This is a genomic window from Pseudomonas sp. ATCC PTA-122608, from assembly GCF_001952855.1.
GTDB lineage: Bacteria > Pseudomonadota > Gammaproteobacteria > Pseudomonadales > Pseudomonadaceae > Aquipseudomonas.
Map to the genome: position 1 here is coordinate 1 of NZ_LPNO01000018.1, position 14,929 is coordinate 14,929.

10 protein-coding genes are annotated in these 14,929 nt (G+C 61.8%); 4 read left to right on the top strand and 6 right to left on the bottom strand.

Annotation, left to right across the window (positions count from 1 at the left end; translation table 11 throughout):
- Nucleotides 1–251 precede the first annotated feature (251 nt).
- Nucleotides 252–1,694, bottom strand: coding sequence for a mechanosensitive ion channel domain-containing protein (locus AU074_RS16985; protein ID WP_076015698.1), 1,443 nt, complete (start codon nucleotides 1,692–1,694; stop codon nucleotides 252–254).
- A 63-nt stretch (nucleotides 1,695–1,757) separates the two neighbouring features.
- Nucleotides 1,758–2,624, bottom strand: coding sequence for a pirin family protein (locus AU074_RS16990; protein WP_076015699.1), 867 nt, complete (start codon nucleotides 2,622–2,624; stop codon nucleotides 1,758–1,760).
- A 198-nt stretch (nucleotides 2,625–2,822) separates the two neighbouring features.
- Here AU074_RS16990 and AU074_RS16995 point away from each other — a divergent pair, with 198 nt between their 5' ends.
- Both AU074_RS16995 and AU074_RS17000 read left to right on the top strand, forming a co-directional pair.
- Complete coding sequence (locus tag AU074_RS16995) at nucleotides 2,823–3,929, top strand: efflux RND transporter periplasmic adaptor subunit (protein WP_076015700.1); 1,107 nt, start codon at nucleotides 2,823–2,825, stop codon at nucleotides 3,927–3,929.
- 2 nt (nucleotides 3,930–3,931) lie between these two features.
- Complete coding sequence (locus tag AU074_RS17000) at nucleotides 3,932–7,003, top strand: efflux RND transporter permease subunit (RefSeq protein WP_076015701.1); 3,072 nt, start codon at nucleotides 3,932–3,934, stop codon at nucleotides 7,001–7,003.
- Nucleotides 7,004–7,154: 151 nt separating this feature from the next.
- Here the strand turns inward: AU074_RS17000 and AU074_RS17005 are convergent, their stop codons facing one another.
- From AU074_RS17005 to AU074_RS17015, 3 genes are all read right to left on the bottom strand, one after another.
- Nucleotides 7,155–8,384 carry a M20/M25/M40 family metallo-hydrolase gene (locus tag AU074_RS17005; RefSeq protein WP_076015702.1) on the bottom strand — a complete coding sequence of 410 codons (1,230 nt, stop codon included), beginning with the start codon at nucleotides 8,382–8,384 and terminating at the stop codon, nucleotides 7,155–7,157.
- Nucleotides 8,385–8,453: 69 nt separating this feature from the next.
- Nucleotides 8,454–9,512, bottom strand: coding sequence for a diguanylate cyclase (locus tag AU074_RS17010; RefSeq protein ID WP_076015703.1), 1,059 nt, complete (start codon nucleotides 9,510–9,512; stop codon nucleotides 8,454–8,456).
- A 79-nt stretch (nucleotides 9,513–9,591) separates the two neighbouring features.
- A complete protein-coding gene (locus AU074_RS17015) occupies nucleotides 9,592–10,227 on the bottom strand; it encodes a LysE family translocator (protein ID WP_076015704.1) in 636 nt (211 codons plus the stop codon).
- A gap of 129 nt (nucleotides 10,228–10,356) precedes the next feature.
- Here AU074_RS17015 and AU074_RS17020 point away from each other — a divergent pair, with 129 nt between their 5' ends.
- Both AU074_RS17020 and AU074_RS17030 read left to right on the top strand, forming a co-directional pair.
- Complete coding sequence (locus AU074_RS17020; RefSeq protein WP_076015705.1) at nucleotides 10,357–11,760, top strand: PLP-dependent aminotransferase family protein; 1,404 nt, start codon at nucleotides 10,357–10,359, stop codon at nucleotides 11,758–11,760.
- A 925-nt stretch (nucleotides 11,761–12,685) separates the two neighbouring features.
- A complete protein-coding gene (locus tag AU074_RS17030) occupies nucleotides 12,686–13,363 on the top strand; it encodes a sterol desaturase family protein (RefSeq protein WP_076015707.1) in 678 nt (225 codons plus the stop codon).
- 54 nt (nucleotides 13,364–13,417) lie between these two features.
- Here AU074_RS17030 and AU074_RS17035 read toward each other — a convergent pair whose 3' ends face one another.
- The gene (locus AU074_RS17035) at nucleotides 13,418–14,887 is read right to left on the bottom strand and encodes a PPC domain-containing protein (protein WP_076015708.1); all 1,470 of its coding nucleotides are present in this window, start codon (nucleotides 14,885–14,887) and stop codon (nucleotides 13,418–13,420) included.
- Nucleotides 14,888–14,929 lie beyond the last annotated feature (42 nt).

The following is a 14,929-nucleotide window of genomic DNA, read 5'->3' on the forward strand; positions in this document are numbered from 1 at the left end:
TAGCCCGCAAGGATCTGTACGAGTCCGCTAAAGCGGCTAATCCCAGCCGCTGGAGCGGGAACACACGTAACTGGCAGCTTGCAGAAGCTGTTTATCTGAACCCGGAGCGACCGGATGCTAGGGCCGCAATGGCTTGCTAAAACAGTAGTAAGGCGACAGATACATTGACACGTACCGCGTTTGCCAAAAGTGACCCGCTGTAAGAGCGGAACCATAAGCCGCCGTTACCGCAGCAACGGATATGTACACCTTCAGGCCCGACTCCGCAGCCACTGCATAAACCCCTTCTTAACCGGCACCACAGGCGCCTCCTGCGTCAAACTCTGAGCCGCATGCAACCTGAAATCCAACAAACTCTTCATCGCCTCACTAATGTCATGCCGAGCATCCAGACAAGGCTTCAGATACTCCTTCTCAATCCGATACAACGTACAAAACGTCTTCGCCGAAAAGTCCGCAGGCACACCCTGCTCCGACAAAATCCCGGCCTCGCCGATCACCTCGCCAGGCCCCATCCGCCCGGCTTCAAATTTGTGCCCAGCCTTGGTCAACATCACCGAAATCACCCCGGACTCAATGATAAACAGGTGATCACTCACCTCCCCGGCCGGCAAAATCATCTCCCCGGCGCGGAAGGTCTGCAGCGTCATGTTCTGGCTGAACGTCTCCTTCTCCTCCTGCCTCAACGTCGAGAAAATAGACGAACTCTCCAACAACGCCCGAGCCCGGGAAACCGCCACCGGCGCATTACCCTCGGCCGCCGACAACAAACTCACCCCCGCCGCCTGCAAATGCCGAAACGCCAAATCATAAAGCTGGTTACGCACCTCACGCTTGAGCGTCATCGCCGGCACAAACCCACTGATCTCATACTCCACCCCACCACTGGCCGACGTCTTGAACGCCACACTCGGCGCTGGCTTGGCCAACAATGGCCGACACCCCTGCATCGCCCGCTCCAACGCATCCAGCACGGTTTGCGGCCGCGCATGGGGGCTGACCTGCAGGCTGACCGACAAGCCAAACATATCCGCCGGGCGCGAGAAGTTGATGATCTTGGCCTTGGCCGCCAACGAATTGGGCACCACCGCCAGGCTGCCCTGGGAGGTTTGCAGTTGAGTGGCACGCCAGTCGATGTCGATCACCCGGCCTTCGATGCCGTCGATGGAGATCCAGTCATCCAGTTGGTAGGGCTTGGTGGTGTTGAGGACGATGCCGGAAAACACGTCGCTCAAGGTGCTTTGCAACGCCAGGCCGACGATGATCGCCACCGCGCCGGAAGTGGCCAGCACGCCCTTGACCGGCAGGTCGAGCACGTAGGCCATGGCTGCTATGATCGCGATCAGGAAGATCACCGCGCCCACCAGGTCCTGCAACAGCCGCCCGGTGTGGCCGACCCGCTGCATCATCACCGCGCCGAGCAATACCGTGAGGGTGCGTGCCGCGAACAACCACCAGCCGATCTGGAACGCCGTCGCCGCCAGGTGCAGCGCCACGTTGTCGCCAAACGGCGCGACCTGCATCGGGTTCATGCCTTCGTTGAACAGCACGGCGCTGAACACCGCAAAGATCACCAGCCGCGCCGCCAGCTTCCAATTGGCGAAATCGGCAGAGATCAGGCGCCATACGGCAATGTCGATCAGCACCAGCGCCAACGCACAAAACATCGGGTGATCGGAGATAAATGAGGGCATCCAGGCGACTCCAGGGCGAATGCCATGAAGATCGCATGAAATGCCTTTGGAGGGTATAGCGCCCTAGCGCTGCATCTGCCCGAATTGCCCGGACTGATAGTCAGCAAACGCCTGGTGGATTTCCTGCTCGGTGTTCATCACAAACGGGCCGTGGCCGACGATGGGCTCGTCGATCGGTTCGCCGCTGAGCAACAACACCATGGCATCGTCGCTGGACTCAAGCCGCAGTTGCGTGCCGTCGCGCTCAAACAGTGCCAACTGCCCTTCCCGCGCCACGTCTGTCGCGTTGATCCGCACCGTGCCGCGCAATACCACCAGCGCCGTATTGCGCCCGGCGTGCAGGTCCAGCGTCACCGAACGGCCGGCGTTGAGGCGCATGTCCCACACGTCGATCGGCGTGAAGGTTCGGGCCGGGCCCTTGACCCCGTCGAACTCGCCCGCGATCAAGCGCAGGCTGCCGGCGTTGTCGGCCAGGGGCAGCGTCGGGATATCGCCATCGAGGATGGTCTGGTAACCGGCATCGGTCATTTTGTCCTTGGCCGGCAGGTTGACCCACAACTGGACCATTTCCAGGGCGCCACCACTGCGGGCGAACGCTTCGGAGTGAAACTCCTCGTGAATGATGCCCTTGGCTGCGGTCATCCATTGCACATCGCCCGGGCCAATGGTGCCGCCGGCGCCGGTGGAATCGCGGTGCTCGACTTCGCCCTTGTAGACGATGGTCACGGTTTCAAAACCGCGATGGGGATGCTGGCCCACGCCGCGTCGTTGCTCGGTCGGGGTGAACGCCGCAGGACCGGCGTGATCCAGCAACAGGAACGGGCTGATCTGCTTGCCCATGGTGTCGTAGGAAAACAGGGTGCGAACCGGAAAGCCGTCGCCGACCCAATGGGCGCGCGGGCTGGTGTAGAGGCCGATGATCTTTTTCATATGTGTCTCCAGTAATGGATACACCTTAAGTCCGATACCAATTCGGCGCTAGACGGCAAAATCGGCCTGGATCGTCCTACCTATGGAACGGAAGTTCGAGGGCTGGATTAATTTATATTTCGGCCATAATATGGCGCTAAATATTACGTGTGTAATTTTTTATCACCCAACACGCTCACCCGCCCCACGGAGCCCGATATGAACCCTCTTCCCCTGCGTCTTCTCACGCCCCTGGCCCTGTTAGCGGTACTCAGCGGCTGTAACAACAAGGCCGACCCCGTCGCCGAAGCGCCCCTGCCCCGCCCGGTGCTCGCCGCCAAGGTCGAAGCCGCCGGCAGCCAGCAAAGCGCCTACACCGGCGTAGTGGCTGCACGTACGGAAAGTGACCTGGGGTTCCGCGTCAGCGGCAAGGTGATCGAGCGCAAGGTGGATCCCGGCCAGCACGTCAGCCGTGGCGACACCTTGCTGGTGCTGGATATCGGCGACTTCGAACTGGCCCTGCGCTCGGCCAAAAACCGCGTCAATGCGGCCCAGGCGCAACTGCGTCAACGGCGGGATGACGAATCCCGCTACCAGCGCCTGGCGAATACCGGCGCCGTGTCGCGGCAGATTTTCGACCAGTCCGCCACCAACCTGCGGGTGGCCGAAGCCGAACTGGCCTCCGCGCAATCCGACGCCAGCCAGATCGAAAATCGCCGCACCTACTCGGTGCTGAAGGCCGATAGCGACGGCATCATCACCGACGTGCGGGTGGACCGCGGCCAAGTGGTGGCCGAGGGGCAAGTGGTTGCGCGCCTGGCCCACGACGGTGCCCGGGAAGCCATCGTCAACCTGCCGGAAAACCAGCGCGACCAGGCTTCGCAAAAAGCCCTGGCCTTCCCCTTCGGTGCCCCCGAACAGGCGGTGACAGCCACCTTGCGCGAGCTGTCCGCCAGTGCCGACCCGACCACCCGCACCTACCGTGCGCGCTATGTATTGCATGGCCCCGTCGACCGCTTCGCCCTCGGCTCGACCATCACCGTGCGCCTGCAAGGCGACGGCCAGGCCCAACAGACTCGCGTGCCCATTGGCGCACTGCAGGATGCCGGCAAAGGTACCGGTGTGTGGGTGATCGGCGCCGACGACAAGGTCAGCTTCACCCCGGTCAAAGTCGCCAGCCTCGGCCAGGAAGACGCGTTGCTGGACAGCGGCGTGAGCCCTGGCCAAGTAGTCGTCGCCCTTGGCGCGCACCTGCTGCACAGCGGTGACGCGGTACGCCTGTTGCCGGCCCAGGTATTGGCCCTCAACCGTCAGCAGGAACACTGATAATGCGCGGGATCAACCTCTCCGAACTGGCGGTCAAACATCGCGCGGTCACGCTGTTCCTGATCATCGCGATCCTCGCCGCCGGGGTCTTTGCCTTTGGCAAACTGGGGCGCGCCGAAGACCCTTCGTTCACCGTCAAGGTCATGACCATCACCGCCGCCTGGCCCGGCGCTACCGCCCAGGAAATGCAGGAACAAGTGGCCGACCGCCTGGAAAAACGCCTGCAGGAGCTGGACTACTACGACCGCGTCGAAACCATCGCCCAGCCGGGTTTTGTCTCGATGCGCATGACGTACCTGGAGTCCACGCGCCCCAGCGAGATCCAGGACCTGTTCTACCAGACCCGCAAAAAGCTCAGCGACGAAGCCGCGAAGTTGCCCAAGGGCGTGATCGGGCCGTTCTTCAACGATGAATACTCCGACGTGTACTTTTCCCTGTACGCGCTGGAGGCCGAACACCTGCCACACCGGCAATTGGTACAGATGGCCGAGGACATGCGCCAAGGCCTGCTCAACCTGCCGGGGGTGAAGAAGGTCAATATTCTTGGCGAGCAGGCGCAGCGGATCTTTGTCGAGTTTTCCTATGAGCGCCTGGCCACGTTGGGCATCAAGCCCGAACAGATCTTCGCCGCCCTCGCCGCCCAGAACGCCGTGGCGCCTTCAGGCTTTGTCGAGACTGCCGGGGCACGTGCCTATATCCGTATCGATGGCGCCTTCGACAGCCTGGCGCTGATCGAAAACGTCCCGCTGGAAGCCAACGGCAAGCTGCTGCGCATCGCCGATGTGGCCACCGTCAGCCGGGGCTATGAAGACCCGCCCAGCTACCGCATCCGCCATCAGGGCGACCCGTCGCTGATGCTTGGCGTGATCATGGAGAAGCACTGGAACGGCCTGGAACTGGACAAGGCCCTCAAGGCCCAGGAAGCGAAAATCCAGGCCGACCTGCCCCTGGGGGTCAACTTTGCCAAGGTCTCCGACCAGGCGAAAAACATCAGCCTGGCGGTCAACGAGTTCATGCTGAAGTTCTTCGTTGCCCTGGCAGTGGTGATGATCATCAGCCTGCTGGCGTTGGGGTTCCGGGTCGGGCTGGTGGTGGCGGCCGCCGTGCCGCTGACCCTGTCGATCGTATTTGTAATCATGCTGATGACCGGCCGTGAATTCGACCGGGTGACCCTGGGCGCGCTGATCATTTCCCTCGGCCTGCTGGTGGACGACGCGATCATTGCGATTGAGATGATGGTGGTCAAACTCGAAGAAGGTTTTGACCGGATTCATGCGGCCACGTTTGCCTGGAGCTCCACCGCCGCGCCGATGCTCACGGGCACGCTGGTGACGATTATCGGCTTCCTGCCGGTGGGTTTCGCCCGCTCGGGCGCCGGGGAATATGCCGGGAATATCTTCTGGATCGTCGGCTTTGCGCTGATCGCTTCGTGGCTGGTGGCGGTGGTGTTCACGCCGTACCTGGGGGTCAAGCTGCTGCCGCACATCCAGCCGGTTGCCGGCGGCCACGATGCGATTTATGCCGGGCGTTATTACCAGAAACTGCGCCGCCTGGTGGACGCTTGCGTGCGCAGACGCTGGCTGGTGACCGGGCTGGTGGTGGCCGCCTTTGTGCTGTGTGGCCTTGGCATGGGCGTGGTGAAGAAGCAGTTCTTTCCCAACTCCGACCGTTCCGAGCTGATTCTTGAGGTGTACATGCCGCCGGGCAGCGCCTTCAAAAGCACCGAAGCGGTAGCGGCGCAGGTGGAAAAAGCGCTGATGGAGGAGCCGCAAACCGTGATGGTCGACACCTACGTCGGCGGTGGTGCGCCGCGGTTTTTCCTGTCGCTGAACCCCGAGTTGCCAGACCCGGCCTTCGCCAAGCTGATCGTGCAGACCGCCGACGCCCACGCCCGGGACGCCCTGAAAAAACGCATGGATCAACGCATCGCGGCAGGCGAATTTCCATCGGCGCGGGTGCGGGTCACCCAGTTGGTGTTCGGCCCGCCGGTGCCGTTCCCGGTGGTGTTTCGCGTGTCCGGTCCCGACCTGAATGTGCTGCGCAGCCTGTCTGAAGACGTGCGCCAAGTGGTCGCCGCCAACACCCTCACCCGCGACAGCTTCCTCGACTGGGGCGAGCGCGCCAGCAGCTATCGCCTGGTGCTGGATCAGGACCGCCTGCGCCTGCTGGGCTTTACCCCCGACGGGGTGAAATCCCAACTCAATGCGTTGCTCAGCGGCAACCCGATCACCGAAGTACGCGAAGGCAACCGCACCGTTTCAGTGGTCGCCCGCTCCCAGGGCAGCCAGCGCGAAGACCTCGGCAACCTGGACAACATGACCCTGACCAACAGCGCCGGCGTGTCGGTGCCATTGGCCCAGGTCGGGCATTTCCAGGCGGTGATGGAAGAACCGATCCTCAAGCGCCGCAACCGTGCGCTGACCGTGGAAGTGCGCGCCGACATCGTCGACGGCACCCAGCCGCCGGATGTGGAAATGGCGGTGTACAAGGATCTGCAGCCCTTGATCGCCAAGCTGCCGGCCGGTTATCAAATCGTCATCGGCGGCCCGGTGGAAGAAAGCGCTAAGGCCAACGTCGCCCTGGCGGCGCTGTTCCCGATCATGATCCTGCTGACGTTGACCGTGATCATGTTCCAGGTGCGTTCGTTCGGGGTGATGTTCATGGTGTTCGCCACCGCGCCACTGGGGCTGATCGGGGCGGTGCCGACGTTGCTGCTGTTCAACCAGCCGTTCGGGTTCAACGCGATATTGGGGCTGATCGGGATTGGCGGGATCTTGATGCGCAATACGCTGATCTTCACCGACCAGATTCGGCAGAACCAGGACCAGGGCATGGTGATTCGTGAAGCGATCATCGAGGCCACGGTGCGCCGGGCACGGCCGGTGATCCTGACAGCGCTGGCGGCGGCGTTGGCGTTTATTCCGCTGACGTTGTCGGTGTTCTGGTCGTCGCTGGCGTATGTGCTGATTGGCGGGGTGTTGGTGGGGACGGTGTTGACGTTGCTGTTCTTGCCGGCGCTGTGCAGTTTGGTGTTGGGGCGGGAGAAGACGCGGGAGGCGGTGATCGCAACCTGACCTCACTAACACCACAGAACCCATGTGGGAGCGGGCTTGTGTGGGAGCGGGCTTGCTCGCGAAAGCGGTGTACCAGACAAGCAGATGTCGACTGATAGACCGCATTCGCGAGCAAGCCCGCTCCCACATTTAGAGGTGTGGCGTTTTTAAGTCAGCGCTTGGAAAGCTCCATAATCATCCGGCTCAGCAAATAAATCCGCGGCGCCACACTCTCCACCTCGGCATATTCCTCCGGCGTATGAATATTGCCCCCAACAATCCCGAACCCGTCCAGGGTCGGCGTACCCACGCCAGCCGACAAGCTGGCATCCGCGGCCCCGCCGCTGCCTTCAATGGTCAGCTTGCGTCCCAGTTCGCCATAAATCCCCTGGGCGATTGCCACCAGCTTGTCCGACTCCGGCGTCTGCGGCATTGGTGGCAGGCCACGTTTCAGGCTGGTGGTCACTTCAGTCTCGGGGATCAGCTTGTTGGCCGAGACTCGCGCCAGGTCCTTCTCGATCCGATCAAACTCTTCCGGCAACGCCGCCCGCACGTCCGCCTTGGCGGTGGCCTGGTCCGGGATCACATTGACCCGGTCGCCGGAGTTGATCACGGTGAAGTTGATGGTGGTTTTCTTCTCGGCATCCCCCAGCTTGCCCAGTTGCAAGATCTGGTGCGCCGCTTCCATCGCGGCATTGCGGCCCAGTTCCGGAGCGACGCCGGCGTGGGCGGCCTTGCCCTTGACCTCGACCACCGCAGTGGCGCTGCCTTTGCGCCACACCACCAGGCCATCCGCCGGGCGACCCGGTTCCAGGTTGAGGGTCACGTCGTGGCCCTTGGCGGTGTTGCGGATCAGCTCGGAAGCGCCATCGGTGCCGGTTTCTTCGCTGGCGTCCAGCAGGAAAGTGATTTGCGCGTAGTCCTTGAAGCCCTGGTTTTTCAGGACTTTCAAGGCGTAGATGCCGGCGACAATGCCCCCTTTGTCATCCATTACGCCCGGGCCATAGGCACGACCGTCCTTGATGTGGAACGGCCGCGCGGCCGCCGAACCTTCCTTAAACACCGTGTCCATGTGGGCCATCAGCAGGATCTTGGCCTTGCCGGTGCCTTTGAGGGTGGCGATGACATGGCTGTTATGGGCCGCAGCATCCGGCACCAGCTGGATGCTGAAACCCAGTTGTTTGAGCTCGTCGACAGCGATGTCACGCACTTGGGTCAGGCCCGGCTCGTAGCCGGAGCCTGAATCAATATTCACCAGACGCTCCAGCAGTTTCAAGGCATCGGCCTTGTACTGCTCGGAATCGGCCTCGATCTGTTTGTGGGGCTCGGCGCTGAAGGCCGGCATGGCGAACGACAGCGCCAGGGTGGCTGCCAGCAAGGTACGCGGGAAGTTGAAGAGCATGAACCGATCCTTGTTTTTTGTTGGGAGGTAGCCCTCCACCCTACCTGACAAAAAACAATTTGTTGATCCTCAGATCGACCTCAGCCAACTTCCCTGCACCGAACTGACCCGGTTGCGCCCGCTGCTTTTGGCTTCGTACAGCGCCTGGTCGGCGTCGTTCAGCCAACTGGTGGCGTCGCCGTGGGCCGGTCGATACGGCGCCAGGCCGATGCTCAGGCTGGCGCGCAAGGTCGGGTCCTGTGCGTAGGCCAGGGAGTTGAAGCGGTCGCGCAGGGCATCCATCACTTCGGTGGCACGGTTCAGCGGCATGTCCGGCAGGATCACGCAGAACTCATCGCCGCCATAACGCCCGGCCAGGTCAGTGGCCCGCAGATTCTGGCGCAGCACTTTGCTCAATTGGCGCAGCACGATATCGCCGGTGACATGGCCGTAGGTGTCGTTGATGGTCTTGAAGTGATCGATGTCGATCAGCGCGATGGCCGCGCCCTGCTGATCACGGCGACAGCGCTGGAACTCGATTTCCAGGTGATCTTTCCAGGCGCCGTGGTTGAGCAGGCCCGACAGGCTGTCGGTGCGGCTCAAGGCCAACAACTCGCGTTTGTGCCGGGCCAGGGTAATCGCTTGCCGGTAGCAGATCCAACCCAGGGCCAGGGGATAGAGCATCAGGATCGGCAGGCAGGCGTAGAGCTGCACTTCGCTGGTCAGGGCCGTCACTGCCGGGGTGAACACCAGCAGCGAGGCGCCGATACCCAGCGCCTGGGCCACCCACCCGGCGAGCATGAAGCGCGGGCCGCCAATGGCGACATTGTTCATGGTCATCATCGACAAGGTGGTCACGCTGGGCAGCGGGTTGAACTGCATGGCGCCGACCCAGAACCCGCCGCAGAACGAGTCGAGCAACAAGTTGCGGTGTTCCGCGCGCAGGGAGTTTTTCGAGTGCCGCGACCATTGGTACGCCACATGTGGCCAGATGAACGCGTTGGCGATCATCACCCCCCAGACCCAAGCGGGTTTGTCCAGCGGGTAGATGGCGGCGGCCACGCAGACAAACCCGAGGGTCAATCCCAGGGCGCGCGACTTGTACAGACGTGAAGCGAGCGAAAGCCCCTTTCCTCCTGCGGCTGGCATGGTCTGGCTTGATCCTGGATGAATGCCCGAAGTCTATCAGGGCAACGGCAGATCGCCACTACCGCTCATAAGCTGGCCATCAGTTGGAAAAGCCCCGGGCCAACATCAACGCCACACCCAGCAGCAGCACCGCCGTAGCCCGTTGCAACAGCACCCGGCGCTTGGGGTTCTCCAGTACGTGCTTGATGCGCTGGCCGAAGTAGCAATACAGGCAGCCGCTGGCGAATTGCAGCAGCAGGAAAGTCAGGCCGAGTATGGCGATGTCAGCGGCCGCACTGCCCTGGCCAATGGCGGCGAACTGAGGGAATACGGCGCTGAACAGGATGATCGCCTTGGGATTCGACAGCCCGGTCAGCAGGCCTTTGCCGAACAGGCTGCGGGCATTTCCCGGGGTTGCGTCGTGGGCAGTGATCGTCACCCCGCTGCTGGTCCATTGCTTGTAGGCCAGGTAAAGGATGTAGGCGACACCCACCACCTGGATGATCCGGGTGATCAGCGGGTAGTCCTTGATCAGTTCGGAAAAGCCCACGGCAAAGATCAGGATCGAGACCAGATAGGAAACACTCGCACCGAACTGTGCCGGCAAAGAGCGGCGCAGGCCGTCTTTCAAGCCGAGGCTGAGCAACAACAAGGTCATGGGGCCGGGGCTGAACGCCAGGGTGGTGCACAACAGCAGAAAATACAAAAACGAAGACAGCGTCAGCGCAGTGGCCATGGCGTGGGGTTCACAGCAGGAAAGAAGGTTTGCAGTCTAGGGCGCACGTCGTGCCACAGGCAGGTAAACTCTGCGAAAATAGGCGCAGACTTTACCGGTAAAGTTGGCGGCAAACTTAAGGACAGTGCGATGCCCATTCCTGCGATTCACTTTCATGACCGAGCGCCGAAGGTGCAGCAGATCGTCGATGCCCTGGCCCATGCGATTGAGCAAGGCGAGCTGGCGGCCGGCAGCAAACTGCCGTCGGTGCGCGAGCTGGGGACCTTGCTGGGCGTCGGAAAATTCACCGTAAATGAAGCGCTGGACCGCCTGCGCGGGCGCCACCTGCTGACCTCCAGCCAGGGTCGCGGGCACTTTGTCGCCAGCAGCCTGGCGCAACCGTCGTCCAGCACCTGGGTCGACTTGCTGCCTCAGGACCTGCTCAGCGTACTGCGCCGCCCCCTGGCCATGGCCCAAGGCGACCTGCGCCCCGGCGGCGGCCACCTGCCGGAAGACTGGCTGGATTCCGACGTGCTGCGCCAAGCCATGCGCAGTGCTGTGCGTGCTCCCACGTTGCGCATCGCCGGGCTGGGCACCCCGGCAGGCCTGCTGCCGTTGCGCCAGGCGTTGCAGCAGAAACTGCACGGTGAAGGGTTGTCGGTGCAGGTGGAGCAGATCATCACCACGCCCAACACCGTGCAAGGCCTGGACATGCTCATGCGCCTGCTGGCGCGGCCCGGGGACACGGTGTTGCTGGACGCGCCGTGTTATTTCAACTTCCACGCGAACCTGGCATTGCATGGGGTCAAGGTGGTGACGATAGCGCGCCGGCCCGACGGGTTTGATTTTGTCGCGCTTGAGCAGTTGCTCGCGGAGCATCGTCCCAGTTTGTACCTGACCACCAGTGTGTTGCATAACCCGACCGGGCATTCGTTTAGTCCGAGCCAGGCGTTTCGGCTGTTGCAGCTGGCCCGGGAGTATCGCTGCCATATCGTTGAGGATGATCTTTACGGGGATCTGCACCCTAACCCGCCGCCGCGTTTGGCGACGTTGGCGGGGTTGGAGCAGGTGACGTATCTGTCGGGGTTTTCGAAGGTGCTGACGGCGAATGCGCGGGTGAGTTATGTGGTGGCGGCGCCGCAGTTGGCGGCGAATCTGACCAATATGAAGTTGATGAGCGGTGGGATTACGTCGGAGTTGTTTGAGCAGATTGTGTATCGGCTGTTGAGTGAGGGTGGGTATGCCAGGCATCGCAAGCGCATGGTTCAGCGGCTGCTGGAGGCTGGGGGGCGGGTTGAGCAGTGGCTGCGGCGTTGTGGGTGTGAGTTGCCGATGGGGTTTGAGGGGGGGATGTTTATCTGGGCCCGGTTGCCGGCGGGGGTTAATGGTGAGCGGCTGGCTGAAGCCGGGTTGAAACGCGGGATGGTGTTGGCGCCGGGGGCGTTGTTTGGGTATGAGCCGGGGTTGCGGGATTTTATGCGGTTTAATGTCGCGCATTGTGATCAGGCGCGGGTTCAGGTTGAGTTTGAGGGCTTGTTGCTGTCGCAGGTGTAGGCGGGGTTTGGGGTGTATATCCGTTATTTGGGTGATGGCTGATATGGGTTCCGCTCTTACAGCGGCTCACTTTTGAACAGCGCAAAAGTAAGCAAAACGCTCTTGCCCCACCACTCGGCACCTCGCTTGGGCTCGGTGTGCCCTCAGCTCCGGCATTACTCCGCGGGCCGCCGCGACGGGGCGTCCCTGCCCCGTCGCGGCTAAACCGGCGTCCTGCCGGTTTACCCGCTCCGTACTGCCTACGTTCGGCCAGCGTGGTTTAACGGGGCGCCTAAGATCAAGATCAAAAGCAGATCAACAGCACAGCGGCCTACAGGCCGGCTTGAGTGTGGTGAAGCAACAGCAACAGCAACAGCAGAATCAGAAGCTAAAGCGGGCACGGTCCAAATGTGGGAGCGGGCTTGCTCGCGAAGGTCGTTAACGATGACACGGGCATCCTGATTCAACGCGGCGGTCTCAGGTTTTTCGCGAGCAAGCTCGCTCCTACAGAAAAGCAGCTTTGTTTTTGCTTTTAACACTCAAGCCGGCCGGTAGGCCGCTGTGCTCTGCTTTTGATCTGCTTGTGATCTTGATCTGCGGGCCCCGTCAACCACGATGGCCGCAAGTAGGCACGGTGGAGCGGGTAAATCGGCAGGGAAGCCGATTTAGCCGCGCCGGGCCATGGATGGCCCGTCGCGGCGGCCCGCGGAATCGGGCCGGAGTGCGGGCATGCCGAGCCCAAGCGAGGCACCGAGTGGTGGGGCAAAGACCTTTTGGTTACTTTTGGGGCGTTTGCCAAAAGTGACCCGCTGTAAGAGCGGAACCATAAGCCGCCGTTACCGAAGAAATGGATATGTACACAGGAATCCCCCCCGCGAAGCCAAGCAATCCCCCACAATCCCAACTAAGCTCACCGCCCAACAAAAACAACACCGAGCGCCCCCCAATGACCCACCCCACCGAGGCCTTCCGCGCCAGCTACCGCGCAAGCATCACCCCCCACTACAACCCATGGCTCCACGCCGGTTTCGTCCTCGGCTACGGCCTGCTCTGCATCACCCTGTACTGGTCCACCACCCAACAAATCCACCCCCTGGAATGGCTGACCATCCCCCTCACCCTGATCTTCTTCAACCTGTGCATCTACCTCGTCCACCGCCACCTGGGCCACCACAAACACACCCTCGCCCGCCTGTTCTACGCCCGCCACACCGGCGACCACCACAGCTTCTTCACCCCTGGCCACATGACCTACGACAGCCCGCGAGACTGGCGCGTCATCCTGTTCCCCGCCTGGCTCATCCTGCTCCACAGCCTGGCCGTTACCCTCCCCGCCTGGTGGCTGCTCAAACACCTCAACCCCAACGTCGCCGGCCTGTTCGCCGGCTGCATGATCCTCGGCTATCTGCTCTATGAATTCTTCCACGCCTGCGAACACCTGCACCCCGACCACCCCTTGGCCCGCCTGCCGTGGATCCGCCAGATGCATCACCTGCACGCCCTCCATCACCGTCGTGAACTGATGCAAGGGCGCAACTTCAATATCGTCCTGCCGCTGATGGACTACCTGTTCGGCACCCTGCATTGGGAACCACCAGCGCGTGAATCAAAAAAAGACCAATAAAAAACGCCCCACCTAAGTGGAGCGTTTACAGTTCAGAGGGCTCTTGTGCGACCGTTATCGGCCAATGATGTCCTGGCTGCAGATATGCCCCAGGCTCACATAGGCAACGTTATCGCCACCGACGCCGACATTCGGCAGTTCCTTGAGGTCGATGCGCCAGCCGCCGACGTTGTACCAGGTGTCCCAGAGGTACTTCACGCCCGTGCTGCTGTCGTAGTACTGGGCACGGTAATCCCCCACACAACCGCCCAACTCCGCGCTTCCCGATGTTTTGCCGGCGCTGTCGGTGACGTCCGAGAATACCGTCCAGTTAAAGTCCGGACCCGGAACAAAACGCTTGTCGACCTTGAGCTGTGAAGTGACCCCCACCAACGGTACGCCAGTGCTGTCTTTCCATTCGGTTCTCCAGGTCATGAGACGACCAACCTGGGTCGCCAGAGGTGCGATGCCCACCGGGATTCGGGTCACCGTTCCGCCCCTCGCATCGGAGTCCGTCAGGCGCGGACTCGAACCGAACGTCAGCTTGTACTCGGACGTGGCATCCCACGCCTCAGCGGGGTTGGCCCGCACGCGCGCCTTGTAGACAAAGCCTGGCGCCCGGCTCGGAAAGGTCGCCGTCGAGCCACCCGGAATGTTGACCCAGGCGCTGCCGTTGAAGTACTCGAAGATCCACTGATTGCGCACGCCCTTGTCGTCATCACCGAGGAACAGGCTGACACCCTGCCCGCGTACGGCGGCGAAATCGAAGTAGTCAACGTCATCCGGGCTGTCGAGGTTGCCCGCCAGATAATTCAAGCGGTCCGGCAAGGCGAAGGCAGTTTCCGCAGTGTCGTTGGGCTCGTAGGCGTCAATTGCCGTGTTGACGATCGCGCCGAAGTCGAAGGCCGAACCGTCGGCAACCTTGGCCTCCAGGAACCAGTAGTAGTCCCCGGCTTCAAGCATGCCGCTGATGACTTCGTCGCTGTTGCCCGGGTTATCAGAAGTGATCAGTGCCGTCAGGTTGTTCTGCCCGTCGTCCTGGAACAGCGTCAGGGCCATTTCGGTCCCCGGCTGCTGGCCGGCGAGGTAGATCTGCACCTTGGCCTTGGCGGGCACATTAAAGTGGAAGCACTTTGATTCACCGCTCTGCAAGCCGTCATAGCTGTAACCGACGTTAATATCGAGGCTGTCGCACAGCGGTATAAACGCGGCCTGGGCCGCAGGCGCCTTGGCCGGTTTTACCAGCCGGGTGGCCAGCGAGACCTGCACACTTTCAGAAGGCTTCGCGACGCTGGCAGCCTTCTTGGGCACACCGAGGGTCTTGGTTTTTTGTGCAGCCTTGAGCTTGTCCAGTACCTGCGCCGAAGACGCGGAGGCCTGCACCTTGCCACCGGATTTCAGGGCCCCCTTGACCGCTGCACTCAAGCTTTTTTCGCTCAGATGCACGCTGCTCTGCGACGGGTATTGCTCGGCCAGGGCAAAGGCCGAAACGAAGCTGGCAGCCATCATGGCCGCGCCCAATACAAAGGCTTTTTTAGATTTCATTTTTTATCCATCCATAGTTAAAAAATTGAAGCTCAGGTAACC

What these genes read in the sequence shown, in the direction of transcription:
- AU074_RS16985 (WP_076015698.1), bottom strand. Translation starts at nt 1,694, where the DNA reads ATGCCCTCATTTATCTCCGATCACCCGATGTTTTGTGCGTTGGCGCTG.
- AU074_RS16990 (WP_076015699.1), bottom strand. Translation starts at nt 2,624, where the DNA reads ATGAAAAAGATCATCGGCCTCTACACCAGCCCGCGCGCCCATTGGGTC.
- AU074_RS16995 (WP_076015700.1), top strand. Translation starts at nt 2,823, where the DNA reads ATGAACCCTCTTCCCCTGCGTCTTCTCACGCCCCTGGCCCTGTTAGCG.
- AU074_RS17000 (WP_076015701.1), top strand. Translation starts at nt 3,932, where the DNA reads ATGCGCGGGATCAACCTCTCCGAACTGGCGGTCAAACATCGCGCGGTC.
- AU074_RS17005 (WP_076015702.1), bottom strand. Translation starts at nt 8,384, where the DNA reads ATGCTCTTCAACTTCCCGCGTACCTTGCTGGCAGCCACCCTGGCGCTG.
- AU074_RS17010 (WP_076015703.1), bottom strand. Translation starts at nt 9,512, where the DNA reads ATGCCAGCCGCAGGAGGAAAGGGGCTTTCGCTCGCTTCACGTCTGTAC.
- AU074_RS17015 (WP_076015704.1), bottom strand. Translation starts at nt 10,227, where the DNA reads ATGGCCACTGCGCTGACGCTGTCTTCGTTTTTGTATTTTCTGCTGTTG.
- AU074_RS17020 (WP_076015705.1), top strand. Translation starts at nt 10,357, where the DNA reads ATGCCCATTCCTGCGATTCACTTTCATGACCGAGCGCCGAAGGTGCAG.
- AU074_RS17030 (WP_076015707.1), top strand. Translation starts at nt 12,686, where the DNA reads ATGACCCACCCCACCGAGGCCTTCCGCGCCAGCTACCGCGCAAGCATC.
- AU074_RS17035 (WP_076015708.1), bottom strand. Translation starts at nt 14,887, where the DNA reads ATGAAATCTAAAAAAGCCTTTGTATTGGGCGCGGCCATGATGGCTGCC.